The sequence below is a fragment of the Flavonifractor sp. An82 genome (genome assembly GCF_002159265.1).
Classification (GTDB): Bacteria; Bacillota; Clostridia; order Oscillospirales; family Oscillospiraceae; genus Flavonifractor.
On sequence record NZ_NFHG01000014.1, the window covers coordinates 67,382 to 93,813 of the forward strand.

The 26,432-nt window shown below is 63.2% G+C and carries 26 protein-coding genes; 16 read left to right on the top strand and 10 right to left on the bottom strand.

Annotated features, from left to right (window positions below):
* The 6 genes from trmD to ylxM all read right to left on the bottom strand — a co-directional run bounded on the left by trmD (nt 1) and on the right by ylxM (nt 3,623).
* The gene (trmD, locus tag B5G34_RS13225) at nt 1-741 is read right to left on the bottom strand and encodes a tRNA (guanosine(37)-N1)-methyltransferase TrmD (RefSeq protein ID WP_087338343.1); all 741 of its coding nucleotides are present in this window, start codon (nt 739-741) and stop codon (nt 1-3) included.
* Nucleotides 734-1,234 carry a ribosome maturation factor RimM gene (gene rimM / locus B5G34_RS13230; RefSeq protein WP_087338346.1) on the bottom strand — a complete coding sequence of 167 codons (501 nt, stop codon included), beginning with the start codon at nt 1,232-1,234 and terminating at the stop codon, nt 734-736. The genes trmD and rimM overlap by 8 nt, the downstream gene beginning before the upstream one ends.
* Before the next feature lie 100 nt (nt 1,235-1,334).
* Entirely contained in the window at nt 1,335-1,565 is a 231-nt protein-coding gene (locus B5G34_RS13235) for a KH domain-containing protein (RefSeq protein WP_087338349.1), read from the bottom strand.
* An 18-nt stretch (nt 1,566-1,583) separates the two neighbouring features.
* Nucleotides 1,584-1,823, bottom strand: a complete 240-nt coding sequence (gene rpsP, locus B5G34_RS13240) for a 30S ribosomal protein S16 (protein WP_007489428.1) — start codon at nt 1,821-1,823, stop codon at nt 1,584-1,586.
* Between the two features lie 69 nt (nt 1,824-1,892).
* Entirely contained in the window at nt 1,893-3,251 is a 1,359-nt protein-coding gene (gene ffh / locus B5G34_RS13245; RefSeq protein ID WP_087338352.1) for a signal recognition particle protein, read from the bottom strand.
* A 3-nt stretch (nt 3,252-3,254) separates the two neighbouring features.
* Nucleotides 3,255-3,623 (bottom strand): YlxM family DNA-binding protein, encoded by a 369-nt coding sequence (gene ylxM, locus B5G34_RS13250; RefSeq protein ID WP_087338355.1) that lies wholly within the window; start codon nt 3,621-3,623, stop codon nt 3,255-3,257.
* Nucleotides 3,624-3,832: 209 nt separating this feature from the next.
* Here ylxM and B5G34_RS13255 point away from each other — a divergent pair, with 209 nt between their 5' ends.
* Nucleotides 3,833-5,095 carry an Ig-like domain-containing protein gene (locus tag B5G34_RS13255; protein WP_242957045.1) on the top strand — a complete coding sequence of 421 codons (1,263 nt, stop codon included), beginning with the start codon at nt 3,833-3,835 and terminating at the stop codon, nt 5,093-5,095.
* Between the two features lie 36 nt (nt 5,096-5,131).
* Here B5G34_RS13255 and B5G34_RS13260 read toward each other — a convergent pair whose 3' ends face one another.
* Complete coding sequence (locus B5G34_RS13260) at nt 5,132-6,274, bottom strand: MFS transporter (RefSeq protein WP_087338358.1); 1,143 nt, start codon at nt 6,272-6,274, stop codon at nt 5,132-5,134.
* Between the two features lie 285 nt (nt 6,275-6,559).
* Between B5G34_RS13260 and B5G34_RS13265 the strand changes: the two genes are divergently transcribed.
* The gene (locus B5G34_RS13265) at nt 6,560-7,609 is read left to right on the top strand and encodes a D-alanine--D-alanine ligase (RefSeq protein ID WP_087338361.1); all 1,050 of its coding nucleotides are present in this window, start codon (nt 6,560-6,562) and stop codon (nt 7,607-7,609) included.
* A 42-nt stretch (nt 7,610-7,651) separates the two neighbouring features.
* Nucleotides 7,652-9,043: a UDP-N-acetylmuramoyl-tripeptide--D-alanyl-D-alanine ligase gene (gene murF, locus B5G34_RS13270; RefSeq protein WP_087338364.1), complete on the top strand. Its 1,392-nt coding sequence runs from the start codon at nt 7,652-7,654 to the stop codon at nt 9,041-9,043.
* Between the two features lie 45 nt (nt 9,044-9,088).
* Here murF and mtnA read toward each other — a convergent pair whose 3' ends face one another.
* Entirely contained in the window at nt 9,089-10,078 is a 990-nt protein-coding gene (gene mtnA / locus B5G34_RS13275) for an S-methyl-5-thioribose-1-phosphate isomerase (RefSeq protein WP_087338367.1), read from the bottom strand.
* Nucleotides 10,079-10,166: 88 nt separating this feature from the next.
* Here mtnA and abc-f point away from each other — a divergent pair, with 88 nt between their 5' ends.
* From abc-f to B5G34_RS13325, 10 genes are all read left to right on the top strand, one after another.
* Entirely contained in the window at nt 10,167-12,068 is a 1,902-nt protein-coding gene (gene abc-f / locus B5G34_RS13280; protein ID WP_087338370.1) for a ribosomal protection-like ABC-F family protein, read from the top strand.
* Nucleotides 12,065-12,700, top strand: coding sequence for a YdcF family protein (locus B5G34_RS13285; RefSeq protein WP_087338373.1), 636 nt, complete (start codon nt 12,065-12,067; stop codon nt 12,698-12,700). The genes abc-f and B5G34_RS13285 overlap by 4 nt, the downstream gene beginning before the upstream one ends.
* Before the next feature lie 12 nt (nt 12,701-12,712).
* Entirely contained in the window at nt 12,713-13,777 is a 1,065-nt protein-coding gene (prfA, locus tag B5G34_RS13290; RefSeq protein WP_087338376.1) for a peptide chain release factor 1, read from the top strand.
* 40 nt (nt 13,778-13,817) lie between these two features.
* On the top strand, nt 13,818-14,075 hold the full coding sequence (locus tag B5G34_RS13295) for a hypothetical protein (RefSeq protein WP_087338379.1): 258 nt from the start codon (nt 13,818-13,820) through the stop codon (nt 14,073-14,075).
* A 157-nt stretch (nt 14,076-14,232) separates the two neighbouring features.
* The gene (locus B5G34_RS13300; RefSeq protein WP_087338382.1) at nt 14,233-15,258 is read left to right on the top strand and encodes an L-threonylcarbamoyladenylate synthase; all 1,026 of its coding nucleotides are present in this window, start codon (nt 14,233-14,235) and stop codon (nt 15,256-15,258) included.
* Nucleotides 15,259-15,364: 106 nt separating this feature from the next.
* Entirely contained in the window at nt 15,365-15,613 is a 249-nt protein-coding gene (locus tag B5G34_RS13305) for a hypothetical protein (protein ID WP_087338386.1), read from the top strand.
* 38 nt (nt 15,614-15,651) lie between these two features.
* Nucleotides 15,652-16,134 carry an RNA polymerase sigma factor gene (locus B5G34_RS13310; protein WP_087338389.1) on the top strand — a complete coding sequence of 161 codons (483 nt, stop codon included), beginning with the start codon at nt 15,652-15,654 and terminating at the stop codon, nt 16,132-16,134.
* A complete protein-coding gene (locus B5G34_RS13315) occupies nt 16,127-16,855 on the top strand; it encodes a hypothetical protein (RefSeq protein ID WP_087338391.1) in 729 nt (242 codons plus the stop codon). Before B5G34_RS13310 ends, B5G34_RS13315 begins: the two co-directional genes overlap by 8 nt.
* A gap of 167 nt (nt 16,856-17,022) precedes the next feature.
* Nucleotides 17,023-17,619: a dephospho-CoA kinase gene (gene coaE / locus B5G34_RS13320; RefSeq protein WP_087338396.1), complete on the top strand. Its 597-nt coding sequence runs from the start codon at nt 17,023-17,025 to the stop codon at nt 17,617-17,619.
* Between the two features lie 26 nt (nt 17,620-17,645).
* Nucleotides 17,646-19,052 (top strand): aminopeptidase, encoded by a 1,407-nt coding sequence (locus tag B5G34_RS13325; protein WP_087338399.1) that lies wholly within the window; start codon nt 17,646-17,648, stop codon nt 19,050-19,052.
* A 47-nt stretch (nt 19,053-19,099) separates the two neighbouring features.
* Here the strand turns inward: B5G34_RS13325 and B5G34_RS19425 are convergent, their stop codons facing one another.
* Both B5G34_RS19425 and B5G34_RS13340 read right to left on the bottom strand, forming a co-directional pair.
* Nucleotides 19,100-20,503 carry a D-alanyl-D-alanine carboxypeptidase family protein gene (locus tag B5G34_RS19425; RefSeq protein ID WP_162609484.1) on the bottom strand — a complete coding sequence of 468 codons (1,404 nt, stop codon included), beginning with the start codon at nt 20,501-20,503 and terminating at the stop codon, nt 19,100-19,102.
* 15 nt (nt 20,504-20,518) lie between these two features.
* The gene (locus B5G34_RS13340; RefSeq protein WP_162609485.1) at nt 20,519-21,967 is read right to left on the bottom strand and encodes an S-layer homology domain-containing protein; all 1,449 of its coding nucleotides are present in this window, start codon (nt 21,965-21,967) and stop codon (nt 20,519-20,521) included.
* 314 nt (nt 21,968-22,281) lie between these two features.
* On the opposite strand from B5G34_RS13340, the gene B5G34_RS13345 reads away from it, so the two are divergent.
* The 3 genes from B5G34_RS13345 to B5G34_RS13355 are packed head-to-tail and all read left to right on the top strand — an operon-like array spanning nt 22,282 to nt 26,288.
* Complete coding sequence (locus B5G34_RS13345; protein ID WP_242957046.1) at nt 22,282-23,127, top strand: undecaprenyl-diphosphate phosphatase; 846 nt, start codon at nt 22,282-22,284, stop codon at nt 23,125-23,127.
* Nucleotides 23,128-23,187: 60 nt separating this feature from the next.
* Complete coding sequence (locus tag B5G34_RS13350) at nt 23,188-25,875, top strand: DNA translocase FtsK (RefSeq protein WP_087338407.1); 2,688 nt, start codon at nt 23,188-23,190, stop codon at nt 25,873-25,875.
* A gap of 5 nt (nt 25,876-25,880) precedes the next feature.
* Nucleotides 25,881-26,288 (top strand): GNAT family N-acetyltransferase, encoded by a 408-nt coding sequence (locus B5G34_RS13355; protein ID WP_087338410.1) that lies wholly within the window; start codon nt 25,881-25,883, stop codon nt 26,286-26,288.
* Nucleotides 26,289-26,432 lie beyond the last annotated feature (144 nt).

The following is a 26,432-nucleotide window of genomic DNA, read 5'->3' on the forward strand; positions in this document are numbered from 1 at the left end:
TTATACCTCTTCTTCCAGCTCCCGCAGCAGCTTCTGGTCCTCCTTGGAGGACAGGTCCAGCTTTTCATACAGATCGGGCCGCCGCTGGCGGGTGCGGAGGATGGACTGCTTGCGCCGCCACTGGGCGATCTTTTTGTGGTCGCCGGAGCGGAGGATGGGGGGGACCTTGCGGCCGTGCCACTCCTCGGGACGGGAGTACTGGGGGTACTCCAGCATGCCGTTCCAGTGGCTCTCGTTTTCAAAGCACTCGGGGTCGGCCAGCACGCCGGGCACCAGCCGGGCCACCGCGTCGGCCACCACCATGGCGGCCAGCTCGCCGCCGGTGAGCACAAAGTCGCCGATGGAGATCTCCTCGTCCACGCACTCGTCGATGAAGCGCTGGTCGATGCCCTCGTAGTGGCCGCACACTAGGATCAGATGGTCGCAGTCGTCCCGCAGGCGGCGAGCGTCGGACTCGGTAAAGGTCTTGCCGCAGGGGGACATATAGATGGTGTGGCCGGGGCCGTAGGTGTCCACGATGTGCGTCCAGCACTGGTAGAGGGGATCGGCCTGCATCACCGCCCCCCGGCCGCCGCCGTAGGGGTAGTCGTCCACCTGCTTCTGCTTGTTGAGGGTGTAGTCCCGGATCTGGTGGGCCTCGATGCGGATGATGTCCCGCTCCTGAGCCCGGCCCAGGATGGACTCATTCATCATGTCGCCCACAGTCAGATCAAAGAGGGTCATGATATCAATGCTATACATCGGTGCGCATCCCCTCAATGAGGCGGACCTTGATATAGCCGCCCTCCACGTTGGTCTCCACCAGGAACTCGTCCACAGCGGGGATCATATACTCGTGCTCGCCCTTGACCACATAGACCTCGTGGGCAGGGGGCGTGAGCACGTCGGCCACCACGCCAAGCTTCTCGCCGGTGGCGGCATCGATGACTTCCAGGCCCATCAGGTCGGCGATGAAGTGACGGCCGTCGGGCAGCTCCACGCCGGTGCGGTCGATGAACACCGTCTTGCCCTTCATGGCCATGGCGGCATTCACGTTGTCCACGCCCTCCAGGAAGGCCAGCACGTTGCCCTTGTGGATGCGGGTGGAACGGACTTTGATGGGCTTGCCGTCCACATAGAGTACGTCAAACTGGCAGAGAAATTCCGGGGAATCACACCAGGGCACGATCTTGACCTCGCCCTGGATGCCGTGGGTGTTGACGATCTGTCCGGCCTCTAAAAATTGGTTTTTCATCGGTATCACTCCGAATCCTGTAAAATGTGCATGATATGAAAAAGCCGACCGACCACAGGGTCGGTCGGCTTTTTCATATCCGGGGGAGTGCCCCCCGGAGTTAGTCGACGATCTCGACGGAAACCTTGGTGCCCTGGCGCTGAGCAACGGAGCGCATCAGGGTGCGGATCTCCTTGGCAATGCGGCCCTGACGGCCGATCACCTTGCCCATGTCCTCGGGGGCCACCCGAAGCTCCAGGACGGTCTCGCTCTCACCCGCGTGCTCGGTGACCTCCACGGAATCGGGGTGGTCCACCAGGTTGCGGGCAATATAGGTGAGCAATTCCTTCATGCCAGCTGTGCCCTCCTATCAGATGGCGCCAGCTTTTTTCAGCAGAGCCTTCACGGTCTCAGTGGGCTGAGCGCCGGTCTTGATCCAGGCCTGGGCGCGCTCGGCGTCCACCTTGATCTCGGCGGGCTGGGTCAGAGGATTGTAAGTGCCGATCTCCTCGATGAAACGGCCGTCACGGGGATAGCGGGAGTCAGCCACCACGATGCGGTAGAAGGGAGCCTTCTTGGCGCCCATACGACGCAGTCTGATCTTAACCATTGTATCTTCACCTCCATGTAATCGTAAAGCATATCTATGGAAACGCGGCTTGGCGCGTTTACCACCCTGTCAGAAGGGCAGACCGGGCATTTTGCCCAGCTTGCCCAGTTTCCCCAGCTTGCTCATGCGCTTGATCTGCTTGCCGGAGAACTGCTTGCTCATCTGCTGCATCATGTCGAACTGCTTGAGCAGACGGTTGATGTCCACCACCTGGGTGCCCGAGCCGGCGGCAATGCGCTTTTTCCGGCTGTTGTTCAGCAGGGAGGGGTCCTCCCGCTCGGCAGGGGTCATGGACAGGATAATGGCCTCGGTGCGGGCCAGTGCACCCTCGTCGATGGCGGCGCCCTCAAGAGCTTTGCCGTTGACGCCGGGGAGCATCCCGGCGATGTCGGTGAGGGAGCCCATGCTCTTGAGCTGCACCAGCTGGTCATAGAAATCGGAGAGGGTGAACTTGTTCTTGCGCAGCTTCTGCTCCAGCTCGGCGGCCTTCTTGGCGTCGAAGGTCTGCTGGGCCTTCTCGATGAGGGTGAGCACATCGCCCATGCCCAGAATACGGGAGGCCATACGGTCGGGGTAGAACACGTCCACCTGGTCCAGCTTCTCACCCTGGCCCACGAACTTGATGGGCTTGCCGGTGACCGCCTTGATGGAGAGGGCCGCGCCGCCTCTGGCGTCGCCGTCCAGCTTGGTGAGCATGACGCCGGTGATGTCCAGAGCCTCGTCAAAGGCCTTGGCGGCATTGACCGCGTCCTGACCGATCATGGCGTCCACGATGAGCAGGATCTCGGTGGGATTGATGGCCGCCTTCATGTCCTTGAGCTGTTCCATCAGCTCCTCGTCCACGTGGAGACGGCCGGCAGTATCGATGAATACGATGTCATTGCCGTGCTTTTTGGCGTGCTCGATGCCCGCCTTGGCAATGTCGATGGGGTCGATCTGGCCCATCTGGAACACGGGCACATCCACCTGGGAGCCCACCACCTCCAGCTGGGTGATGGCGGCGGGGCGGAAGGTGTCGCAGGCCACCAGCAGGGGCCGCTTGCCCTGTTTTTTCAGAAAGCCCGCCAGCTTGGCGCCGTTGGTGGTCTTGCCGGCGCCGTTGAGGCCGCACAGCATCACCACCGTGGGGGGCTTGGGGGAGATGGTCAGCTTGGTGCTCTCGCCGCCCATCAGGTTGGTCAGCTCTTCATTGACGATCTTGACGATCATCTGAGCGGGGGTCAGGCTCTCCAGTACGTCGGAGCCCACGGCCCGCTCGGTGACGGAGGCCACAAACTGCTTGACCACCTTGAAGTTTACGTCGGCCTCCAGCAGGGCCATCCGGATCTCCTTCATGGCCTCCTTTACGTCGGCCTCGGTGAGACGGCCCTTGCCCCGCAGCCGCTTGAAGGCGGCGGACAGCTTTTCGGTCAGTCCTTCAAATGCCATGGGTTACTCCTGTTTCAGCTGATCCAGAATGCCGCGGATACGGCCGCACTGAATCTCAACCTCGTCGTCCTGCCAGCGCTGCTCGTTGCGCTGGGCAATGGCATTCACCGCCTCTTCCACCTCCAGGAACTGCTGCTGCATCTTGTGGAAGCGCTTGATGATGCCGGTCTTGTCCTCCAGCTCGGTGAGGATGGCCTCAGCCCGGACGATCACGTCCCGGACGCCCTGGCGGGTGATGCCGTAGTTCTCGGCGATCTCGGCCAGAGAGAGGTCCTCGTTGTAGTAGAGGTCATAGAATTCCTTCTGACGGTCGGTGAGCATGTCTCCATAGAAATCATAGAGCAGAGCCATGCGGTAGGCCTGGTTCTTCATGGTACACCCTCCTTCAGGAAGTCGTTCTGTAAAGGAAGTAAAGTTTCAAAGCTTTACAACAGAGGTGATGATACACGATTTTTCTCCGTTTGTCAAGGGGGAACAGGACAATTCTTTTCCTCTTTTTCTTGCTGGCAGGAGGACGGTCCGCGCATAAATTTCCCCCGCCGGCAAAGACTAGGAGCACATCAGACAAGGAGGTCATACCAGTGAGAATCCGTATCCTGATCGCCGCGGCTCTGACAGCGGCGGCACTGACCGCCGCCCTGCCTGCCTCGGCCCTCTTTTCAGACCAGGAGGAGAGCAGTCCGGCGGTGCTGGACGTGGTGAAAAACGGCATGGCGGCCCAGAGCATCGACTTTCAGTCCTCCGACTTTGTGGTGGAGGGGGATGGCGCCCTGGACGCCATCGTGATCACCCGGCTGCCCGAAGAGGGTGTGCTCACCGTGGGCGGCCAGATGGTAGGTGAGGGTGACGTGATTGCCATAAGTGCGGTGGACGGCCTGCGCTTCACCCCCGCCGCCGCTTCGGAGGCGGCTGAGTCCGGGTTCCGGTTCCAGCCTGTCTTTGCCGACGGCAGCCAGGGGGAGGAGACCGGCGTGGAGCTCCACCTGCTGAAAGAGGCCAACGGGGCCCCGGTGGCGGAAAACCTGGAGCTTACCACCTATAAAAATGTAGCGGTCACCGACCGCTTTTCCGCCGTGGACCCGGAGGGCGACCTGCTCACCTACCGGCTGGTGAAGAAGCCCGCCCGGGGGTCGGTAACCATCGGGGAGGACGGTCAGTTCGTCTACACCCCCTATGAAAACAAGACCGGCAAGGACTCCTTCACCTATATCGCCATGGACACAGTGGGCAATGCCTCCGACCCGGCTACCGTCAAGGTGAAGATCGAGAAGCCGGACACCAAGGTGACCTACGCCGATCTGGACGGCCACCCCGCCCACAAGGCGGCCATCCGCCTGGCGGAGGAGGGGGTCTTTGTGGGGGAGTGTATGGGGGGCGCCTACATCTTCCAGCCTGATGCCGCAATTACCCGCAGCGAGTTTGTAGCCATGGCCATGAATGCCGCCGGGGTGGACACCCTGGAGGGAGTGACTCGCACCGGCTTCGCCGATGACGACAGCATCCCCACCTGGGCCAAGCCCTATGTGTCCTCCGCTCTGAAATGCGGGCTGGTCCAGGGTACCGCCGATGAGGAGGGCAAGGTGGTATTTCGTGCCGAGGACTCCATTACCACCGCCGAGGCGGCAGTGCTGCTGGACCGGGTGCTCTCGGTCACCGACGTGGACGCACAGACCTTTGCCGCTGACGCCCCCGCCTGGGCGGCCCAGTCGGCGGCCAACCTGTCCACCTGCGGGGTGCTGCCGGCGGACGCCGGCCTTACCGAGACCCTGACCCGTGGGGAGGCGGCGGAGCTGCTGTGCGCCGCCCTGGACCTGATGGACAGCCGGGACACAGGCTGGTTTTAAAAAGGAAACGGCCGCTGAAAAGCGGCCGTTTTCCCTTTATCCCTGTGGGCGGGAGGAATACCACTTGAAAAAGAGGGCCAGACCGGCCAGACAGAGGACGCCGCCAAACCAGAAAGCCCAGGACAGGTTGACCTCCGCCAGAGCCCCGAAGACCAGGTTGGTGCCCACGCCCACCCCGTCCATCAGCATGGCATGGACGCTGAGGGCGGTGGCCCGGTGGGGGGTGGTGACCTGCTGGTTCTGCAGCTCCATAAGAAAGGGCTGGAACAGGGTGTGGCACAGCCGCAGGCCCAGAATGGCACAGATGGAGGGAAGAGGGGAAAATGTGAGGGCCAGCACCACACAGGCCGCCGTCCCGCCGCCATACAGCAGCAGGGCGGTCCCACGCTTCCCCGTCCTGTGGGTGAGCCGGGCGGACCAGATCCCCGCCATGCCCGCCACAGTGGCGGCGACGTAGAGCAGGCCGATGGCCTCATCGGGCAGACCGCACCGGGCATATTGCAGCTGATTCAAAAAGGTTGTAATGGTCTGGTGAGCCTCGCTCATCAGCACCCCGGCCAGGAGAAAGAGCAGCAGACGCCGGTGGGACAGGGTCTGGCGCAGCACCTCCAGGGTCAGCCTGGCGGAGAAAGGGGCGGGCGGCTTCACCTCGGTGAGCCCCAGGGTGCACAGGGCGGCGGCACCGTAGCTGAGGACGGTGAGCAGGCCCGCCAGCGGATAATTGTCCCCCACAAAGAGGGAAAAGACAAGGGCGGCCATGAGCAGACCGGCGGTCTGGAGGCTGTTGTACCGCCCGAAGACCTTCTGGCTGTCCTGCCCGGAGCAGGAGAGATATAAAATGCTGGCGTCCACACCGGACAGCCCGGCGGTCACCACGCTGAGCATGATCCGCTCCAGCAGGAAGCCGCCGAAGCCGGTAGCCTGCCAGAACACGATCTTGGAGAGAAAATAGAGAAAGCAGCAGGCCACCATGGTATTTTTGTAGCCCAGCTTGTCGGCCAGAATTCCCCAGGGCACCTCCAGCAGGATGCACAGGGCCAGGGAGATGCTCTCGATGAGGGTGATCTGGGCGATGGATACCCCCTGGGCCTCCCGGTAGAGGGTGGCGATGGGGCCGTAAAAGACCATGCCCTGGAGCAGGGCGATGGCATACATGCATCGTAAGTTGCGTTTGGACATAAAAAATCCGATCCTTCCTGAATTTCTGCATCAAAACAAGACGCTGGAGCACAGCGCCGGGATGTCTTGATGCAAATCAGGTGGGATTGGACCGCATGGCAAAAACTCCTGTCTGTCAGGATAGGACTACTGTATCAGAATGCGGGCGCCCTGTCAAGAAAACCGCAAAAAGGGGAAGTTTTCCCGGACAGATGGTCGAAAGGTGGTTGAGTATAGAGGTAAAGCGTGCTATAATATACCATTAGCGCGTATCATACTGTATCAAACTGGCAACTGAGGTGTGTTATGAAGATCGTAGTTTTGGCCGGGGGCCTGTCCCCGGAGCGGAACGTGTCCCTTTCCACCGGAACCATGGTGACCGAAGCCCTGCGGCAGCTGGGCCATCGGGCGGGACTCATTGACATGTTTTTCGGCCTGGAGGATGGCCGGGCGGACGAGTCTTTTTTTGACGCGCCGGTGCCCGATACCTTTAAAGAAGTAAGCCGTGAGGCCCCCGACCTGGAGCAGGTCCGCCGCAGCCGACCCGGCGACAGCAAAAGTGTGTTCGGTCCCGGGGTGCTGGAGCTGTGCCGGATGGCCGACATGGTGTTCCTGGCCCTCCACGGCACCTGCGGTGAGGACGGCAAGGTGCAGGCCGCCTTTGACCTGATGGGCATTCCCTACACCGGGGCGGGCTACCTGTCCAGCGCCATCGCCATGGATAAGGACCTGACCAAGCGGATGGTGGCCGACGTGGTGAATACCCCCGGCTGGAAGACGGTGGAGTACAAGGCGGAGGACATCGACGGCCTGGTGAAGAACGCCCGGCTGCCCCTGGTGGTCAAGCCGGTGGCCAGCGGCTCCTCCATCGGCGTTTCCATCGCCCACACCGCCGATGAGCTGCGCAAGGCCCTCACCGACGGGCTGGAGCTGGGCGGCCGTACCGTGCTGGAGGAGTACGTCAAGGGCCGTGAGATCCAGGTGGGCATCCTGGAGGGGAAGGCCCTGCCCTCCATCGAGATCATCCCCAAGGAGGGCTTCTACGACTACGCCAACAAGTACCAGCCCGGCGCGGCCCTGGAGGTGTGCCCCTCTGAGATCCCCACGGAGTGGGAGGAGAAGCTCCGCGCCGCCGCCCTGCGGGTGTATGAGACCCTGGGCCTGTCCGTCTACTCCCGGGCCGACTTCATCGTCACCTCGGACGGGGAGCCCTGGTTCCTGGAGATCAACACCCTGCCCGGCATGACCCCCACCAGCCTGCTGCCTCAGGAGGCGGCCGCCGTGGGCATCAACTACAACGAGCTGTGTCACCGCATTGTCAACGCCTCCCTGGAGGCCAGAAAACAGGGCCGCTGATCCGGCGGATCTGGAACGAGAGAGATCAAAGGAGAAAGCATCATGGAGCCGATGACCATACGAGAGATCATGGAAGCGGTAGGCGGCAGCCTGCTGGGAGACTTCGGGGATCTGAACCGTACGGTGGGCCGGGTGGAGACCGACAGCCGTACCATCCACCCTGGTTCTCTGTTCATCCCCCTGGTGGGAGAGCGTTTTGACGGCCACGCCTACATCAACGCCGCTCTGGAGGGGGGCGCGGCGGGCTGCTTCACCCAGCGGGAGCGGGACAGCTACCTGCCCGGTAAGTTCTATATTAAGGTAAAATCCACTCACCGGGCCCTGCGGGATCTGGCCAAGTACTATAAGCAGAAGTTCAATGTGCCTGTGATCGCCATCACCGGCTCGGTGGGCAAGACCACCACCAAGGACATGGTGGCGGCGGTGCTGGGGGAGAAGTTCAACGTCCTCAAGACCGAGGGCAACCTGAATAACGATATCGGGGTGCCCATGACTCTGCTGCGGCTCAAGCCGGAGCACCAGATCGCCGTGCTGGAGCTGGGCATGAACCACGCCGGAGAGATCGACTACCTCTCCGCCATCGTGGAGCCCGATCTGATCCTGATGACCAATATCGGCGATTCCCATATCGAGCACTTCGGCTCCCGGGAGAAGATCCTGGAGGCCAAGAGCGAGATCTTCCACTATGCCAAGCCGGGCGCCCCCGCCATCATCAACGGCGACGACCCCCTGCTGAACACCCTGCCCGGCAAGCTGGACCACCCCTTCATCCGGGTGGGCTCCGCTGAGGGGCTGGACTACCGGGCGGTAGACCTTGCCAGCGACGGTAAGAGCCGCATTACCTGTACCGTAAAGACGCCCGACGGCGATTTTCAGGTGGAGATCCCCGCCCTGGGGGACCACATGATCTATCCCACCCTGATGGCCACGGCGGTGGGCCGGCATTTCGGCCTCACTGATGGGGAGATCGCCGACGGCGTGCTCCACTTTGCCCCCACCAAGATGCGGATGAATATCCTGTCCCGGGCCGACGACATCACCATCCTCAACGACACCTACAACGCCAATCCCCAGTCCATGCGGGCGGCGGTCCAGGTGCTCTCCAACGCCAAGGGGGAGTACAAGGTGGCGGTGCTGGGCGATATGTTTGAGCTGGGCCCCCTGGCCCCCGCCCTCCACGCCGGCATCGGCGAGTATCTGGGCAAGGCGGGCATCCACTGCCTGGTGGCGGTAGGCGAGCTGTCCCAGCATATTTACGACGCCGCCAAGGCGGCCGGGGTGCCGGTGTGCTGGCACTGCGCCGACAAGGCCGAGGCCAAGCCGGTGCTGGATAGCGTGGTGCGGCCCCATGCCACCATCCTGGTGAAGGCCTCCCGGGGCATGGCCATGGAGGAGCTGGTGGAGTATCTGATCTCCATCACCAAAGAGGCATAAAAAGAGGCCGCCGGACATCTGTCCGGCGGCCCGTTTGGCCCGCTGTTATCCAAACAGCTTCTGCAAATTCTCCCGGAAGGGGGGATAGATGACTCCCTTCTCGGTGATGATGCCGGTGACCAGACTGTGGGGAGTCACGTCAAAGGCGGGGTTGTACACCTCCACCGTGGCCGGCGCAGTCTGGACCCCATACAGTGTGCGCACCTCGTTTTTGTCCCGCTCCTCGATGGGAATGCCGCTGCCGTCGGGGATGGTCAGGTCGATGGTGGAGCAGGGGAGAGCCACATAGAAGGGTACCCCGTGGTGGTGGGCATTCACCGCCACCGAGTAGGTGCCGATCTTGTTGGCGAAATCTCCGTTGGCTGCCATCCGGTCGCAGCCCACCACCACCATGTCGATCTTGCCCTTGGCCATCAGGCTGGCGGCCATGTTGTCGGCAATGAGGGTGGCGGGAATGTGGTCGGTGACCAGCTCGTAGGCGGTGAGCCGGGCACCCTGGAGCAGGGGACGGGTCTCATCGGCGTAAACCATATCCAATTTACCCTGCTCGTGGGCGGCGCGGATAACTCCCAGGGCGGTGCCGTAGCCGCCGGTGGCCAGGGCTCCTGCGTTGCAGTGGGTGAGGATGCGGGCGTGGTCCGGCACCACGGAAGCGCCGTAAAGGCCCATTGCCTTACACATAGCCACATCCTCCTGATGGATGGCCACCGCCTCGGCAATGAGGGTTACCGGGTCTCCGCCGCAATCGGCAGCCTTTCTGGCCATCCGGTCCAGGGCCCAGAACAGATTGACCGCCGTGGGTCGGCTGGCGGCCAGAAGGGCTTTGGCCTCATTCAGGTCATCCCCGGCCAGAGCGGCCAGGCAGTAAGCGTAGGCGGCGGTGACGCCGATGGCGGGAGCGCCCCGCACCACCATGGTGCGGATGGCGTCGGCCACCGGGTGGTAATCGGTATAGGGGATCCAGATCTCCTCTACCGGAAGCTTTGTCTGGTCAAGTAAGTAAAGGGTATTTCCTTCCCAGCGGATCGCGTCCATAGAGAACTCCTCCTTGTGATGCGGCCCCGGCGGACCGGGGCGCTTTGTTCCAACCGATTGTATCACACACACCATTTGGAGGCAAGCAATGATCGATATCTCCGTCTCGAACCTGAGCAAGGAGTTCGAGGTAGGCAAAAATATATTGGACGGCCTCACCTTCCAGATCGACCAGGGGGAGCGGGTGGGTCTGCTGGGCAAAAACGGCGCCGGCAAGACCACCCTGTTCAAGATCCTCACCGGCGAGCTGGACTGGGACGACGGCGAGGTCCACATCGCCCCTGGCAAGGGAGTGGGGCTCATCTCACAGATCCCCGTCTATCCGCCGGAATACACGGTGGAGGATGTGCTCCAGACCGCCTTCGGGCGGCTCCATGACATGGAGAAGGAGATGGAGGAGCTCACCGTCCGCATGGGTCAGGACAGCAACCCGGCCCTGCTGCGGCGGTACGATGCCCTCACCGCCGCCTTTGAGGCGGGGGGCGGCTATGATACCGTCACACCCCTGAACAAGGTGTGCAACGGTCTGGAAATTTCCCAGGACATGAGAGGACAGCTCTTTTCCTCCCTGTCCGGCGGCGAGAAGACCCGGGTCAACCTGGCCCGGCTCATTCTGGAGGACACCGACATCCTCCTGCTGGACGAGCCCACCAACCACCTGGACCTGCGGGCCACCGAGTGGCTGGAGGAATACCTGGACCGCTATAAAGGCACTGTCCTTGCCATTTCCCATGACCGCTGGTTTCTGGACCGGGTGGTCAAACGGGTTATCGAGATCCAGGAGGGCAAGGCGGAGTTTTACGAGGGTAATTACTCCTTCTATGTGGTGGAGAAGGAGCATCGCTATCAGGAGAAGCTGAAGCAGTACGAGAAGGAGCAGGCCAAGATCGAGCAGCTGGAGAAGGCCGCTGAGCAGCTGCGGGTGTGGGCCTACTCGGGCAACGACAAGACCTTCAAGCGGGCCCAGTCCATGGAGAAGCGGATCGAGCGCCTGCGCACCACCGACAAGCCTACCAAGGAGCGCCGTCTGGACATCAAGTTCGGGGAACGGGAGTTCCGGGGGGACGAGGTGCTCACCATCAAGGAGCTGAAGAAGTCCTTTGACGGGCGCACCCTCTTCGACCACGTCAATCTGGAGGTGGTGGGGGGCGAGCGCATCGCCCTGCTGGGAGACAACGGCACCGGCAAATCCACCCTGCTGAAGATTCTGCTGAAGGAGGAGGAGCCCGACTCCGGAAAGCTAAAGATGGGGCCCACTATAAAGGTAGGTTACCTGCCGCAGATCATCCACTTCTCCCACCCGGAGCGCAACCTGGTGGACACCATGATCTACGAGCAGGACTGCTCCACCCAGACCGCCCGCAACCGGCTGGCCGCCTTCAACTTCCGGGGAGAGGATGTGTTCAAGCCGGTGTCCGCCCTGTCCGGCGGCGAGCAGAGCCGCCTGCGGCTGTGCATGCTGATGGATGAGAAGATCAACCTGCTCATTTTGGACGAGCCCACCAACCACCTGGATATTGCCAGCCGGGAGTGGATCGAGGACGCGGTGGCCGACTACGAGGGCAACCTGCTCTTCGTGTCCCACGACCGTTACTTCATCAAGCAGTTTGCCACCCGCATCTGGATGCTGGAGGACGGGCACATCACCGACTTCAAGGGCACCTTTGAGGAGTTCCGGGCCGCCCGGGAGCGGGCCAAAAACCAGGCCGCCGTCCCGGTGAAGGTGGAGCCGGAGAAGCCCAAAAAGGAGAAGCCCAAGCGCCCCGGCGGCACCAAGGAGCTGGAGAAGCAGGTAGCCGCGGCGGAGCGGGCGGTGGCCAAGGCGGAGGAGCGGCAGTATGAGCTCTCCCTGAAGGCCGAGGAGGTGGCCTCCAACTACCTGGAGCTCCAGAAGGTCTACGAGGAGCAGAAGGCCCTGGAGGACGAGATCGCCGCCCTGTATACCAAGTGGGAGACTTTGGCGGCGGAACTGGAAGAGGCCAAGGGATGAGAAGAAAGAAACAATATTACCGCCCCTACGAGGGGCGCAGAAAACCGGCGTGGCTGCTGGCACTGTTGGCGGTAGTCCTGGTGCTGGCACTGGGCTTTGTGGTGCTGCTGGGCCTGGTGCTCACCGGCGCCCGGGACAGCGTCACCGGTCAGCCCCAGGTCATGGTGATCCTGGGGTGCAAGGTGGAGTCCTGGGGACCCTCCGTTTTGCTCCAGGACCGGCTGGACAAGGCCCTGGACTACCTGGAGGACCACCCGGACCTGACCATTGTGGTGTCCGGCGGCCAGGGGCCCGACGAGCACCAGAGCGAAGCCCAGTGCATGTTTGACTATCTGACGGACCACGGCGTGGATGGCGATCAGATCCTGCTGGAGGACCGGTCCCACAACACCTGGGAGAACATCCGCTTCACCCAGGAGCTGCTGGAGCAGGAGGGTGTGGATGCCAGCCAGGTGGTGGTGGTATCCAACGGCTTCCACCTGACTCGGGTACGGATGCTGTGGGGCCGGGTATGGGAGGGGGAGTACACCCTGTCCACCCTGGCGGCCCCCAGCTCCCACGTTCCCTCCCGCCTGAAGATGTACATCCGGGAGCCTCTGGCGCTGGTGAAGTCCTATTTCTTTGACAGGTGATATGATTTGGATATGCTGCAAAAACTGAACGCCCTGGACCTGCGCTTTGCCAGCATCGAGGCCCAGCTGGGGGCGGGGGAGACCTACAACGACCCGGCCCTGGTGGCCAAGCTGAACAAGGAGCAGCGGGAGCTGGAGCCGCTGGTCACCGCCTTCCGGGCCTATACCCGCCGTCAGCAGGACCTGAAGGACGCGGAGGAGCTGATGGGCGACCCGGAGCTGGGCGAGATGGCCCGGGAGGAATTCCAGCAGGCCAAGGAGGACATTGCCCGGCTGGAGGATGAGATCCGCATCCTGCTGCTGCCCCGGGACCCCGACGACGACAAGAACGTCATCGTGGAGATCCGGGCCGGGGTAGGCGGGGAGGAGGCGGCCCTGTTTGCTCACTCCCTGTTCCGCATGTACTCCATGTACGCCGACAGCCGCCGCTGGAAGGTGGAGGTGGACTCCATCAGCGAGACCGAGTTGGGCGGCGTGAAGGAGATCTGCTTTACCATTGAAGGGGACGGAGCCTACTCCCGCTTGAAGTTTGAGAGCGGCGTCCACCGGGTCCAGCGGGTGCCCGAGACCGAGTCGGGCGGGCGCATCCATACCTCCACCGCCACGGTGGCGGTGCTGCCTGAGGTGGACGAGGTGGACTTCGAGCTCAACCCCGCCGACATTGAGATGCAGGTCTTCCGCTCCTCGGGCGCCGGCGGCCAGCACGTCAACAAGACCTCCTCCGCCGTGCGGCTCATCCATAAGCCCACCGGCACCGTAGTGGAGTGCCAGCAGGAGCGCAGCCAGTTCCAGAACCGGGACAAGGCCATGCAGATCCTGCGTTCCCGGCTGTACGAGGAGAAGGTGCGGGAGCAGGAGCAGGCGGTGACCGACGAGCGCCGCAGCCAGGTGGGCACCGGCATGCGCAACGAGCGCATCCGCACCTACAATTTCCCCCAGGGCCGGCTCACCGATCACCGCATTGGCCTGACCCTGTACAAGCTGGAAAATGTCATGAACGGCGACCTGGACGAGATCATTGACGGGCTTGTGACTGCCGATCAGGCGGAGCGGCTTAAGCACAGCCAGGCGGAATAAACGGGGCGTTTCCCGGAATCCTAGAAAAGGAGCAACCACCATGGAACTGATCATTCACTTCAACACTTTGCCTGAGGGGCTGACCCTTGATCTGGTGAAGGACGATCTGGCCGGTCTGCTGGAGGACGACGGCTGGCTCACCGGTTCCGGCACCGACTATCTGGAGCTGGAGCTGGAGGACGAGAAGGTCAACCCCAAGTACGGTATCCTCACTGTGAAGGGCTATCTGCAAAAGGCGAAGTTTGCCCCCGACACCACCATTGAACTGGCGGGCACCCCGGTGGGCATCTACGAATAACAAAAGGTACAAAGGAGACGGTTTGGTATGAAAAAGGCCATTGGTATCCTGCACATCCTCTCCGGCGCCGCCCTGATGGCGGCTGGCATCCTGACGGTGGTCCAGAAGAGCCGCCATCGCCGCCGCCGTCGGCGTTTCTGAGAAAGCGGGGAAGAGCATGCACACCCTGCGTTTGAACGACAAACAGATCGGGGAAGCGGCGGACATCCTCCGCCGGGGCGGCCTGCTGGGCATCCCCACCGAGACGGTGTATGGCCTGGGGGCCAACGGCCTGGACCGTGAGGCGGTGGCCCATATCTTTGAGGCCAAGGGCCGTCCCCAGGACAATCCGCTGATCCTCCACATCCCCTCCGCCCAGTGGCTGGAGCGGTATTGTGAGGATATCCCGGAAGCGGCCTATGCACTGGCCGACCGCTTCTGGCCCGGCCCCATGACCATGATCCTCAAGCACAAGCCCATCGTGCCCGACCGGGTGACTGCCGGTCTGGACACGGTGGGAATGCGCTGCCCCGCCCATCCGGTGTGCCGGGCCATCATTGAGGCCGCCGACGTGCCGGTGGCCGCCCCCTCGGGCAACACCTCCGGCCGGCCCAGCCCCACCAACATGGCGGACATGCTGGAGGACATGGACGGCAAGATCGACGGCATCGTGGACGGCGGCCCCTGCGCCGTTGGGGTGGAGTCCACCATCATTGACCTGACCGAGCAGCCTCCCCGGCTGCTGCGGCCCGGCGGCATCACTCTGGAGCAGCTGGAGAGCGTGCTGGGTGAGGTGGCGGTGGACCCGGCGGTGACCCGGCTCATGGGCGCGGGGGAGCAGCCCCGTGCCCCCGGCATGAAGTACCGCCACTACGCCCCCAAGGCCCCGGTCACCGTGGTCCAGGGCGCGCCCGAGACGGCGGCCCGGTACATTCAGACCCATATGGCTCCCGGTGACGGGGTGATCTGCTTTGACGAGTACGCCCCGCTCTTTGAGGGCCACCCCATGGAGCAGCTGGGGCCCAGCACCGACGTACCCGAGCAGGCCCGGCGGGTCTTTGACGCCCTGCGGTGGTTCGATGGGACTGAGGTCAAACAGATTTGGGCCCAGTGCCCCGACGCCACCGGCATCGGTCTGGCGGTGGCCAACCGGCTCAACAAGGCCGCCGGATTCCATATCATCCGGGCGGACGAACCTGATTAAAAAGATGGCCGTACACATGCGGCCATCTTTTTTTACATTGGCTGAAAGGATTTCTCCTGCTGGCTCGTATTCAGAGTGAAACCAACCAGATGAAGGAGGAATTTTCATGAAAAAGATCTTGATGGGCGGTGCCGTGATCGCCCTGGTGCTGACCGTGGGTCTCACCACCGTCTTCGCCGCCGGCGGACGGAACTACGTGGATGCCAACGGCGATGGGGTGTGCGACAACCGGGGGACCTACTGCCGGTATGTGGACGCCAATGGCGACGGCGTGTGCGACAACTACGGCACCAACTGCCGAAACAGCAATACCGGCTGCCGCGGTTGGGGCCGGGGCTGCCACGGCGGCTGGTAACGACCCGGCAAAGACCGGAGGGGAGATGAGGGCAGGCCATGCGGGACGAAGCGGAGACCAACCGGGCCATTGAGCGGTACGGCGACACCGTGCGGCGGCTGTGCATGATCCATCTGAAGAATGAGGCGGATACCCAGGACATTTTTCAGACGGTGTTTCTGAAATATCTGCTCCATGACAGGCCCTTTGAGAGCGAGGAGCACGAAAAGGCATGGTTTATCAGGGTGACCCTCAATGCCTGCAGGGACCTGCTCAAAAGCGTTTTCCGCAGCCGCACGGTGCCCCTGGAGGAGCTGAGTACCCAGATCGCCCACCTGACCGATGAGCGCCGGGAGGTGCTCTCTGCCGTGCTGGAGCTGCCCCGGCGGGAGCGGGAGGCGGTATACCTCCACTACTATGAGGGATACACCGCCCCGGAGATCGGGCGGCTGCTGGGCAAGAACATCAATACCATCTACACCCACCTGGCCCGGGCCAGGGAGCATCTGCGGGAACGGCTGGGAGGGGAAGACCATGGATGAACGGATCAGGGACGCGTTTGATTCCATTCACGCCGGGGAGGAGCTGAAGGAGTCCACCCGGGCCGCCCTGGCAAATGCCCGGACCCGCCGACGCAGGCCCGCCCGGTATCTGGCCGCCGTAGCCTGTCTGGTGCTGCTGGTGGCTGGAATTGGTGGATACCAATTTTACTTTGCACCAACTTCCGTCCTCAGCATTGACATCAATCCCTCCCTGGAGCTGGGGGTCAACCGCTTTGACAGGGTGGTGACCGTCCAGAGCTACAATGAGGACGGCCAGGCCCTGGCGGATACTCTGGAATTGAAGTATCTGGACTACCGGGAGGCCTTGGATCAGCTGCTGGCCAGTCCGGACATTTCAGAACGGCTGGCCCAGGGGGCCCTGCTGTCCATCACGGTGGCGGGGGAGAACGAGACCCAGTGTGGCCGCCTTCTGGCGGGGGCGGAGGCCTGCACCGCTGGACAGGAGAATGTCAGCTGCCGCCACGGGAACGCGGAGGACCTGGAGCAGGCCCACCACGCGGGGCTGTCTCTGGGCAAGTACCAGGCTTTTCTGGAGCTTCAGGCTCTGGACCCCACCGTCACCGCTGAAGATGTGGCGGGGCTGACCATGCGACAGATCCGGGACTGGATCGATGCGCTGGAGCAGGGTGTCCCCGCGGAGGGGGAGAGCCAGACTGGCGGCCAGAGCGGCCACGGCCACCATTACGGCTGGCATGAATAAAGGAAATGGGACGGCGAAGTGTTTCGCTGTCCCATTTTTTTGTGTTTGGAAAAAATCGTTTTTCAATCGCTCTCTGTTTGTGGTATACTAAGCGGGCGGCCACAATTTACAAATCGCTCACACACCCCTTGAACAATGTGGTATACTACTTTCTGGAGGCGAAAAGCATGAAACGCATCGGCATCACCGGCCCCACGGGGGCTGGAAAGACCACGGCACTCAACGCTCTGGCGGAGCTGGGGGTTCATATCATCGATGCCGATCAGGTGTATCATGACCTGCTGGCAGGCAGTGCCCCCATGAAGGATGCCCTGACGGCCCGATTCGGCCCCGCCATTCTGGACGGGGCGGGGAAGGTGGACCGGAAGGCCCTGGGCAACGTGGTCTTTGCCGATCCGGACGCCCTGGCCGACCTGAACGCCATCACCCACCGGTTCATCATCGACGAGATCGACCGGCAGGCGGCTCAGGCGGAGGCGGAGGGACGGCCTGCCGTGGCCATCGATGCCATTGCCCTCATTGAAAGCGGCGTGGGGGAGACCTGTTCCGCGGTGGTGGGCATCCTGGCCCCCAAGGAGGTGCGGATCCGCCGCATCATGGCCCGGGAGGGCATTTCTGAGGAGTACGCCCGCAAGCGGGTGGAGGCCCAGCAGGGAGACGAGTTTTTCCGTACCCACTGCACCCATATTTTGGAGAACGGAGAGGGCTCGCCGGAGGAGTTCGGCAGCCGCGCCCGTACACTCTTTGCATCGTTGATCCGGTAAAAGTTTAGATATAGGAGGAAACCCAAATGGAAGAGAAACAAAAGACCCCCGGCGAGCTGCGGCGGGAAGCCCTGCTCTATCAGCCCAAGAACGGCTATGACCGCCTGCCCGCAGCGGAGGAGGCGGATCTGAACGCATATTGTGAGGACTACAAGAAGTTCCTGGACGCCGGTAAGACCGAGCGGGAGTGCGTGGACGAGACCATCCGTCTGGCCGAGTACCACGGCTTCAAGCCCTTCACCCGGGGTATGGCCCTCAATCCCGGCGACAAGATCTACCGCTCCAACCGGGGCAAGGCCATCATGCTGGCGGTCATTGGCAGCAAGTCCCTCAGCGAGGGCGTCAACATCGGAGCCGCCCACATCGACGCTCCCCGGCTGGACCTGAAGCCCAACCCTCTCTATGAGGATTCCGAGCTGGCCTTCTTCAAGACCCACTACTACGGCGGCATCCGCAAGTATCAGTGGGTGACCATCCCCCTGGAGCTCCACGGCGTCATCGCCCTGAAGGACGGCACCACCGTGAAGGTGGCCCTGGGCGTGGGCGCTGACGAGCCCCGCTTCACCATTGACGACCTGCTGCCCCACCTGGGCGCCGAGCAGTCCAAGAAGCCCCTGGGCGAGGCCATTCCCGCCGAGAGTCTGAACCTGCTCATCGGCAGCCGTCCCTTCGCCGGTGACGAGGGTTCTGACCGGGTGAAGCTGGCCATCATGGACCTGCTCAACCAGAAGTACGGCATCCTGGAGGAGGACTTTATCTCCGCCGAGCTGTCCGCCGTGCCCGCCTTCAAGGCCATGGACATCGGCTTTGACCGCTCCCTCATCGGCGCCTACGGCCACGACGACCGGGTATGCGGCTTTGCTGCCCTGGCTGCCCTGTTCACCCTGGGTACCCCCGCCCGCACCGCTGTGTGCATGCTGGCCGACAAGGAGGAGATCGGCTCCGTGGGCGTATCCGGCATGGAGTCCGCCGCCTTCGATACCTTCATGAGCGACCTGTGCGACAGCCAGCGGGTGCCCCTGAAGGTGTGCTACGAGAAGTCCTTCTGCCTGTCCTGCGACGTGACCGCCGCCTTCGACCCCAACTTTGCCGAGGTGTATGAGAAGCGCAACAGCGCCCGCATCAACTACGGCATGGGCCTGTGCAAGTACACCGGCGCCCGGGGCAAGTCGGGCGCTTCCGACGCCTCCGCCGAGGTGGTGGCCTACACCCGTAAGGTGCTGGACGCCGCCGGTGTGGTGTGGCAGATGGCTGAGCTGGGCAAGGTGGACGCCGGCGGCGGCGGCACCGTGGCCTGCTTCATGGCCGAGCGCGACATCGACACCATCGACGCCGGCGTGCCCGTGCTGAGCATGCACGCCCCCTTCGAGACCGTGTCCAAGCTGGACTGCTATATGACCTACAAGGGCATGAAGGCGGTCTTTGAGGCATAATAAACGAGATCAAAAAGTCCGGACCCGATGGGTCCGGACTTTTTTGTTTATCCAGGCGCGGTGCTGCGGCAGCGGGTGATCTCAAAGCCGCCGGTGGAGGTGCGCCCCTCCGCCAGAGTGCGGGCGGCGTAGTCGTTGAAGTGCCACCACTCCGACTCCAGGGGAGTCATGCCCGCATTGCGGAAGTAGTACCGCAGGGCGATGGCCGGGTCATTCATAGTGTCGGCCAGGGTGGTTTTCCCGGGGCCGGTGGTGGAGGCGGCTGCCATGCTCAGTTCGTGGATGGGGGTGGGCATCTCGTACTCCTGATACTCCACCAGCTTCAGGTAGGAGTGCCCGCCGGTGGTGCGCAGTTCTGTGCGGGTCACCTTCACCAGGCTCACATCCACGGCAAAGCCCTTCTGGTGGTTGGAGTAGCCGGTGTTGATGAAGTAGGTCATGGACCAGGGCTCGGTGGTGATGCCTGCCTTCACCTGGGGGTCCCGCTCCGCCAGGGCGGTGAGGGCCTTGACCACCGCCCGCTGGGTGGCGTAGGGCCGGTAGGCCTCGTACAGCTTCAGGCTGTTGCCCTGGGCCAGGGCCTTCTGCTGGGCGGCGCAGAGCTTTTTTGCGGTGGAATACAGGGCGGGCATGAGGAACTGCTCCTCATCAAAGCGGGGATTGTACACCTTGCCCTGATAGAGGGCCTTGCCGGTGATACCGGGGATGTCCTTGCCCGAGCTGGTGTACCGGGAATCATAGGCGTTGGTGGCGTCGTACAGGATGGATGGGATCACGTCGGGCAGGTTGATCATGCAGAACCGGTGCTCCACCCAACCGGTGCCGTAGCCGGAGGACACCTTCCACCAGCCGCCCTTTTCCGCCAGAATGGTAAAGGAGGTGCCGGGCGGGAGCACTGCCAGGGCCCCGGCGTAGGGGTCCGGGGTAGGCTGGGCCGACGCCGACAGGGTGCGGGCCACCACTGCCGGGGTGGGGGAGGGCTGCTCCTCCAAAGGAGTCTGGGCGGGCGGACTTTCCTCCACCACAGGCGGGGTCTCCTCAGGCGTGGGGCTGACCACGGCAGGGGAGGGGGTGGGTACCGGCGTAGGGGTAACGGTGGGCGTTGGCGTGGGCGTGGGTGTAGGGGTGGGAGTGGGAATGGCCTCCCACAGGCCCGTCAACACCGCCGCGTAGCCGGTGGCCCCGGTTACCGGCAGCTCCAGTCCGCCGGTGAGCTTGGGGGTACTCCGGTCCAGGGTGTGGTCCTCCTCCCAGACGGGGGCGGTGGGAGTGGGCTCCGGTGTGGGCTCGGCGGTAGGCGTGGGCGTGGGATCAGGGGTTGCAGAGGGAACGGGGGTTGCCGATGGGGTGGGGCTGAGGGACTGCTCCGGCTGGGGATCATGCCCCCCACAGGCGGCCAGACCGGCCAGCAAGGCCAGGGCGCAGAGCAGCGCGGCGCCTCGTCTCAACATAATGGTACTCCTTTTTTACAGCATGGCCGTGACCCGGTTGAGCACGGCGGCGGCTTCGGCCCGGGTGGAGGTGGACAGGGGACGCAGCGCATTGCCGCTGCCCCCCTGGAACAGACCGGCGGCGGAGGTGCGAGCGGCGGCTTCCAGAGCCCAGAGGGCGATGTCACCGTCGTCGGCAAAGCCCAGGCCGTTCTCATCGGGCAGGTCCAGGCAGCGGTTCAGAATGACCATCATCTCCTGCCGGGTGATGGGGCGGTTGGGATAGAAGTAGCCGTCGGTGCCGGTAATCAGGTCCAGCCGGGTGGCCTTTTCAATGTAATCCTGGGCCCAGTGGCCATTGGTGTCGTAGAAGAGAGGCTGAACGGGCTCAGCCTCGGCAGTCTCGTCCTCTTCAACGGGCTCCTCCGGCAGAGCGGGCTCCGGAGGCAGGGCCCCGGACTGCTCCAGGGCGGTGTACAGCATGGCGGTGAACTCCGCCCGGGTCACCGCTTCGTCGGGACGGAAGGAGTCGCCCTCGGCGTGGAGCTCCACCCCCAGCTCCTTCAGATCGGCCACATCCTCCCGGCACCAGTGGTAGGCAACGTCGTCATAGGGGGATTGGTACTCCAGCATGGCAAAGCCGTAGTCCAGCAGGGCGGTGCTGTCGGTATGGCGGGTGCGGTCGTTGGAGGACTTCATGACTACGGAAATGATGCGGCGGCCATTCTTCACGGCGGTAGCGCTGAGACAGTAGCCGGCGGCGGAGATGGTGCCGGTCTTGAAACCGTCCGCGCCCTCATAAGCATAGTCCAGGCCGGGCAGCAGCTTGTTGGTGTTGGGGTACCACTTGCCGTTGAAGGTGACCCCGGTGAGGGAGGTGTAGTTCAGAATCTGGGGGAAACGGTCTATGAAGGCCCGGACCAGAATGGCCTGGGAGCGGGCGGTGAGGTAGTGGACGTGGGCGCCGTGGGAATTTTCATAGGCGGCGGTCATACCCAGCCGCTTGGCGGTCTCGTTCATCCGTTGGACAAAAGCGGACTCGCTGCCCGAGATGTACTCGGCCATGACGATGCAGCTGGCGCTGGCCGAGGGGATCAGGATCAGCTTGAGCAGGGTGTCCACCGAAACCTTGGACCCAGCGGTGAGAGGCACCGAGGCGGGATAATTTCTGCCGTCCCGGGATTTCTGGGCATTGGCGGCGCTGATGGGCACCATGGTGTCCAGGGTCAGGCGGCCGGCCTCCAGTTCCTCAAAGATGATGTAAGCGGTCATGACCTTGGTCATGGAGGCGGGGATCCGCATGGTGTCGGCGTCCTTTTCGTAGAGTACCTCGCCGGTGTCATAGTCCATGACAATGGCGCTGGCGGCGGTAATGGAGGGCCGCTGGGGCTCCGGTGCGGCCACGGCCACCGAGCTGAGGAGAAGGGCGAGGAGCAGGACCAGTCCTGTGACTCGCATGGAAAAACGGGTTTTGCTGGGATACATACATGTCATCTCCGATCCTGGGGGCCAAAGGGCCCGCTGATATTCCACGGGGCGCCGGGTACAGCTTCCGGTACCGCTGGTTATGCTTAGTATGGCATAGGATACCAGCCTTTGTCAAATGTCGGAAAGGGAGGGGGAAGGATTTGAAAAGGGGATGGAAATGTGAGGCGAACTATGGTATTATATAATGTAACTGTCTCGCCACGGGACAGCTCCGGCAGGGGAAAACCCGGGCCGGTCAGTCAATTTCAGACGGGTCCGTCCTGCCCTCAGGGCTCCGGCGGTCCCCACCAATCCAAACGGAGGGATTTGCTTTGAGCTATCTGATGGCCATTCTGATGGGAATCATCCAGGGTGTGGCGGAGTTTCTGCCCATCTCCAGCTCCGGCCACCTGGCCCTGTTCCAACAGTTCTTCGGCATGGAGAACATAGAGGAGAAGTACATGCTCTTTACGGTGCTGCTCCATTTCGGCACTCTGATCTCGGTATTCATCGTCTACTGGCGGGATGTGCTGGAGATGATCCGGGAGTTTTTCCTGGGCATCGCCGCCCTGGCGGGGAAGGACACCGGTACCCCGCCGCCTCCGGCCCGGCGGATGGTGATGCTCATCATCATCGGCACTCTGCCCCTGTTCGTCATGGTCTTTTTGCAGGACGCGGTGAACGCCCTGTTCGCCAGCTCCATCATGGTGTCCATTGCCCTGCTGTTCACCGGCTGTATCCTGTATTTCTCCGACCGCATGGCCAAAGGCCATAAGACCGCCAAGAACGCCACCGTGGTGGACGCCCTCATCGTGGGCTGCGGCCAGGCCCTGGCGGTGATCCCCGGCCTGTCCCGCTCCGGTACCACCATTTCCGTGGGCATGATGCGGGGCTTCGACCGGTCCTTTGCGGTCCGCTTCTCCTTCCTGCTGTCCATGCCCGCCATCGTGGGCGCCAACATCCTGGAGCTGAAGGATGCGGCCCAGGCAGGCGTCAATATGACCGAGGTGCCTATGTATGTGGTGGGCGTGGTAGTGGCCGCCGTGGTGGGCTACTTCGCCATCCGGCTGGTCAAGCTGCTCTCCGACAAGGGCAAGTTCGGCAAGTTCGCCTATTACTGCTGGGTGATGGGTCTTGGCAGCCTCATCGCCGGCATTGTGAAGACTGTGGTGCTGTAAAGCACCTTGCGCTGCCCCCCGCCTGAGGGCGGGAAACCGACCCCGAAAGGATCTGATACCATGGCCACAGCAAAGAAGAAAAGTATCGGCGGGAAGCGGACCGCGTCTTCCAGCCGGTCCTCCTCTTCCAAACGCACTACCACCACCAGTACCCGCAGCAAAAAGCCCGCCCCCCGGCCTGTGCGCCGGGAGGTGGGGGCGGTGGTGTGCCTGCTGCTGGCCATTTTTGCCGCTCTGGGCTACTTCCATATCCAGGCCATCTTCATCGACTTCTTCTGTGGCCTGGTGAAGGGCCTCATCGGCTACGGTTATCTGCTTCTGCCTCCTATGCTGCTGGTGGCCAGCGGCATCCTGGCCTTCCACCGTGGCCGCCCGGTGCAGCTGCGGGTGTGGTGCGCCCTGCTGCTGCCGGTGCTGGCCGGCGGATTCTTCCATCTGCTTCTGGCCAAAGGGGAGTACACCTGGACTATGGAGCTGCCCAAGCTGCTGTGGACCCAGGGTGAGACCATGGCCAGCGGCGGTGTGGTCAGCGGCGTCATGGCCCTGGGCCTCACCGCTGTGTTCAGCAAGATCGGCGCCGGCATCATCTTTGTGCTGCTGGGCGCGGTGCTGATGATGGTGGCCTTCCGCATCTCTCCCACCGAGGTGGTGGACAGCCTGCGCAGCCGTCCCCGGGCGGAGTATGAAGAGGAGGAGCTGCCCGAGCCCCGTCCCCGCCGGAGAGCGGCGGAGCCGGTGCGGGAGTCCGCCAAGCAGCAGCCCCCTCAGATCGACATTCCTGTGGACGACGGCCCCCTGGTAGGCAAAAAGCGGGAGCCCAAGCCCATCGAGAAGAAGGAGCGCTTCTTCAACCGCAAGCCCTCGGTGCCCACCCCCGATCAGGTACTCACCGGGACCACGGAGACGGAAGCCGCGGCGGAGCTCCCCGAAGAGGAGGCCCTGCCCTTTGCTGCCCCGGTGGAGCCTGCCCCTCAGCCGGTCCAGCCGGAGCCTGTGGTCCAGCAGGCGCAGCCTGAGCCCGAGCCCGCCCCTCAGCCGGTGCCCGAAATTGAGCGGGAGCCGGCAGTGCCTCCCACGACCGCCGCTGCCACGAAAGCCCGGCAGAGGGAGGAGGCCGCCCAGGCGGCTGCCGAGGTGGCCCAGGACATCGAGCGCAGCCTGGAGGAGGAGCCCATGGCCTACCAGTACCCCCCCGTCTCTCTGCTGACGGAGGGGGAGGGGGTGTCCAGCTCCGATGTGGCGGGAGAGCTGCGGGCCAATCAGGCCCGCCTCAGCGACACCATCCGCTCCTTCGGCATCGATGCCAGCATCTCCAACGTGACCCGGGGCCCTTCGGTGACCCGGTACGAGCTGGAGCTGGACCAGGGCGTGCGCCTCAACAAGCTGACCAACCTGGCCGACGATATCGCCCTGGCCCTGGGCGCCACCGGCGTGCGCATTGCCCCCATTCCCAACAAGATCTCCATGGTGGGCATCGAGGTACCCAACCGCCTGGTGTCCCCGGTCTATATCCATGACGTCATCGATTCCAAGGAATTCCGGGACAACCCCTCCAAGGTGTCCTTCGCCGTGGGCAAGGACATCGGCGGCAACAACATCGTGGGCAACATCGCCAAGCTGCCCCACCTGCTCATTGCCGGTACCACCGGCTCCGGTAAGTCGGTGTGTACCAACTCCCTCATCATCTCCCTGCTGTACAAGGCCACCCCGGAGGAGGTCCGCCTCATCATGGTGGACCCCAAGATGGTGGAGCTGGGCATCTACAACGGCATCCCCCATCTGCTCATCCCGGTGGTCACCGACCCCAAGAAGGCGGCGGGCGCCCTGCAGTGGGCGGTGGTGGAAATGATGAAGCGGTACCGGGCCTTCTCCGAGATCGGGGTCCGGGATCTGGCCAGCTACAACGCCCACGCCGCCAAAACCGACGGCATGGAGAAGATGCCCCAGATCGTGGTGGTTATCGACGAGCTGGCCGACCTGATGCTGGTGGCCGCCAAGGAGGTGGAGGAATCCATCTGCCGGGTGGCCCAGATGGGTCGTGCCGCCGGTATGCACCTGATCATCGCCACTCAGCGGCCCTCTGCCGACGTGATCACCGGTCTGATGAAGGCCAACATCCCCAGCCGCATTGCCTTTGCTGTGGCCTCCTCTCTGGAGTCCCGCATCATTCTGGACACCACCGGCGCGGAGAAGCTGGTGGGCCGGGGCGATATGCTGTACTTCCCCCTGGGCTCCGGCAAGCCCCAGCGTGTCCAGGGCTGTCTCATCTCCGACGAGGAGGTGGCCGCCGTGGTGGGCTTCATCAAGCAGAACAGCGGCGGGGCCGAGTACGACCAGGAGATCATGCACGACATCGAGAAGCACGCCGCCGAGAAGGAGAAGGGCTCTAAGGGCGTGGGCGGCTCTGCCCCCGAGGATGTGGGGGACGACTACGACGAGCTGCTGCCCTCCGCCATCGAGGTGGTGGTGGAGACCGGTATGGCCTCTGTTTCCATGCTCCAGCGGCGGCTGAAGTTGGGCTACTCCCGTGCTGCCCGTTTGGTGGACCAGATGGAGGAGAAGGGTGTCGTTGGCCCCTTCGAGGGTTCCAAGCCCCGCCAGGTGCTCATCACCAAGGAGCAGTGGCAGGAGATGCAGTTCAAGCAGGACATGGCCGGCGGCGCGCCGGAGCCGGTGCCCGACGAGCTGGAATTTGAAGGGGACGCCATCCCTCAGAGCCGAGACATGCCCCCCTTTGATATGGAGTAACGGAAATGGAAAAGTATGTGATCACCCCTGCCGGGGAGCGGGAGAGCGAAGCGATCCACGCCGGTCTGCGGGCCTACAACCGGCAGTTCGTGCCTGATACGGCGGACCTGTCCCTGGCGGTCACCGATGAAAACGGGCGGATCATCGGCGGCTGCGACGCCTTCCGGATGGGGGAGCTTGCCATGCTGGATGTGCTGTGGGTGGCGGAGGACCACCGGGGCACCGGCCTGGGCGCCTGTATCCTGGAGCAGCTGGAGGAGAATGCCGCCCAACAGGGCGCCAAACGGCTGGAGCTGAATACCGTCGGCTTTCAGGCCCCCGGCTTTTATGAGAAGCTGGGCTACCGCCGCTTCGGCGCGGTGGAGGAGGGGACCGGTGCCTACGGCCACTATTTCTACGCCAAAGAGTTGTGATGCAGAGAAAAGGAGCGCGGCCAGATGACCGCGCTCCTTTTTGTATAAAGAAAACCACTCGCTAGGCGAGTGGTTCAAAAAAGCCTATGGCGATGAAAATGATAAAAAAACTCCCTTTGCTATAATAGAAGTGCGGTCTGCCAA

What these genes read in the sequence shown, in the direction of transcription:
- B5G34_RS13325 (WP_087338399.1), top strand. Translation starts at nt 17,646, where the DNA reads ATGGAAGAGAAACAAAAGACCCCCGGCGAGCTGCGGCGGGAAGCCCTG.
- B5G34_RS13295 (WP_087338379.1), top strand. Translation starts at nt 13,818, where the DNA reads ATGGAACTGATCATTCACTTCAACACTTTGCCTGAGGGGCTGACCCTT.
- mtnA (WP_087338367.1), bottom strand. Translation starts at nt 10,078, where the DNA reads ATGGACGCGATCCGCTGGGAAGGAAATACCCTTTACTTACTTGACCAG.
- B5G34_RS13235 (WP_087338349.1), bottom strand. Translation starts at nt 1,565, where the DNA reads ATGAAGGAATTGCTCACCTATATTGCCCGCAACCTGGTGGACCACCCC.
- B5G34_RS13265 (WP_087338361.1), top strand. Translation starts at nt 6,560, where the DNA reads ATGAAGATCGTAGTTTTGGCCGGGGGCCTGTCCCCGGAGCGGAACGTG.
- B5G34_RS13285 (WP_087338373.1), top strand. Translation starts at nt 12,065, where the DNA reads ATGAGAAGAAAGAAACAATATTACCGCCCCTACGAGGGGCGCAGAAAA.
- B5G34_RS13340 (WP_162609485.1), bottom strand. Translation starts at nt 21,967, where the DNA reads ATGTATCCCAGCAAAACCCGTTTTTCCATGCGAGTCACAGGACTGGTC.
- ylxM (WP_087338355.1), bottom strand. Translation starts at nt 3,623, where the DNA reads ATGAAGAACCAGGCCTACCGCATGGCTCTGCTCTATGATTTCTATGGA.
- B5G34_RS19425 (WP_162609484.1), bottom strand. Translation starts at nt 20,503, where the DNA reads ATGTTGAGACGAGGCGCCGCGCTGCTCTGCGCCCTGGCCTTGCTGGCC.
- prfA (WP_087338376.1), top strand. Translation starts at nt 12,713, where the DNA reads ATGCTGCAAAAACTGAACGCCCTGGACCTGCGCTTTGCCAGCATCGAG.
- trmD (WP_087338343.1), bottom strand. Translation starts at nt 741, where the DNA reads ATGTATAGCATTGATATCATGACCCTCTTTGATCTGACTGTGGGCGAC.
- B5G34_RS13315 (WP_087338391.1), top strand. Translation starts at nt 16,127, where the DNA reads ATGGATGAACGGATCAGGGACGCGTTTGATTCCATTCACGCCGGGGAG.
- B5G34_RS13350 (WP_087338407.1), top strand. Translation starts at nt 23,188, where the DNA reads ATGGCCACAGCAAAGAAGAAAAGTATCGGCGGGAAGCGGACCGCGTCT.
- B5G34_RS13355 (WP_087338410.1), top strand. Translation starts at nt 25,881, where the DNA reads ATGGAAAAGTATGTGATCACCCCTGCCGGGGAGCGGGAGAGCGAAGCG.
- B5G34_RS13300 (WP_087338382.1), top strand. Translation starts at nt 14,233, where the DNA reads ATGCACACCCTGCGTTTGAACGACAAACAGATCGGGGAAGCGGCGGAC.
- abc-f (WP_087338370.1), top strand. Translation starts at nt 10,167, where the DNA reads ATGATCGATATCTCCGTCTCGAACCTGAGCAAGGAGTTCGAGGTAGGC.
- rimM (WP_087338346.1), bottom strand. Translation starts at nt 1,234, where the DNA reads ATGAAAAACCAATTTTTAGAGGCCGGACAGATCGTCAACACCCACGGC.
- murF (WP_087338364.1), top strand. Translation starts at nt 7,652, where the DNA reads ATGGAGCCGATGACCATACGAGAGATCATGGAAGCGGTAGGCGGCAGC.
- coaE (WP_087338396.1), top strand. Translation starts at nt 17,023, where the DNA reads ATGAAACGCATCGGCATCACCGGCCCCACGGGGGCTGGAAAGACCACG.
- rpsP (WP_007489428.1), bottom strand. Translation starts at nt 1,823, where the DNA reads ATGGTTAAGATCAGACTGCGTCGTATGGGCGCCAAGAAGGCTCCCTTC.
- B5G34_RS13310 (WP_087338389.1), top strand. Translation starts at nt 15,652, where the DNA reads ATGCGGGACGAAGCGGAGACCAACCGGGCCATTGAGCGGTACGGCGAC.
- B5G34_RS13260 (WP_087338358.1), bottom strand. Translation starts at nt 6,274, where the DNA reads ATGTCCAAACGCAACTTACGATGCATGTATGCCATCGCCCTGCTCCAG.
- ffh (WP_087338352.1), bottom strand. Translation starts at nt 3,251, where the DNA reads ATGGCATTTGAAGGACTGACCGAAAAGCTGTCCGCCGCCTTCAAGCGG.
- B5G34_RS13305 (WP_087338386.1), top strand. Translation starts at nt 15,365, where the DNA reads ATGAAAAAGATCTTGATGGGCGGTGCCGTGATCGCCCTGGTGCTGACC.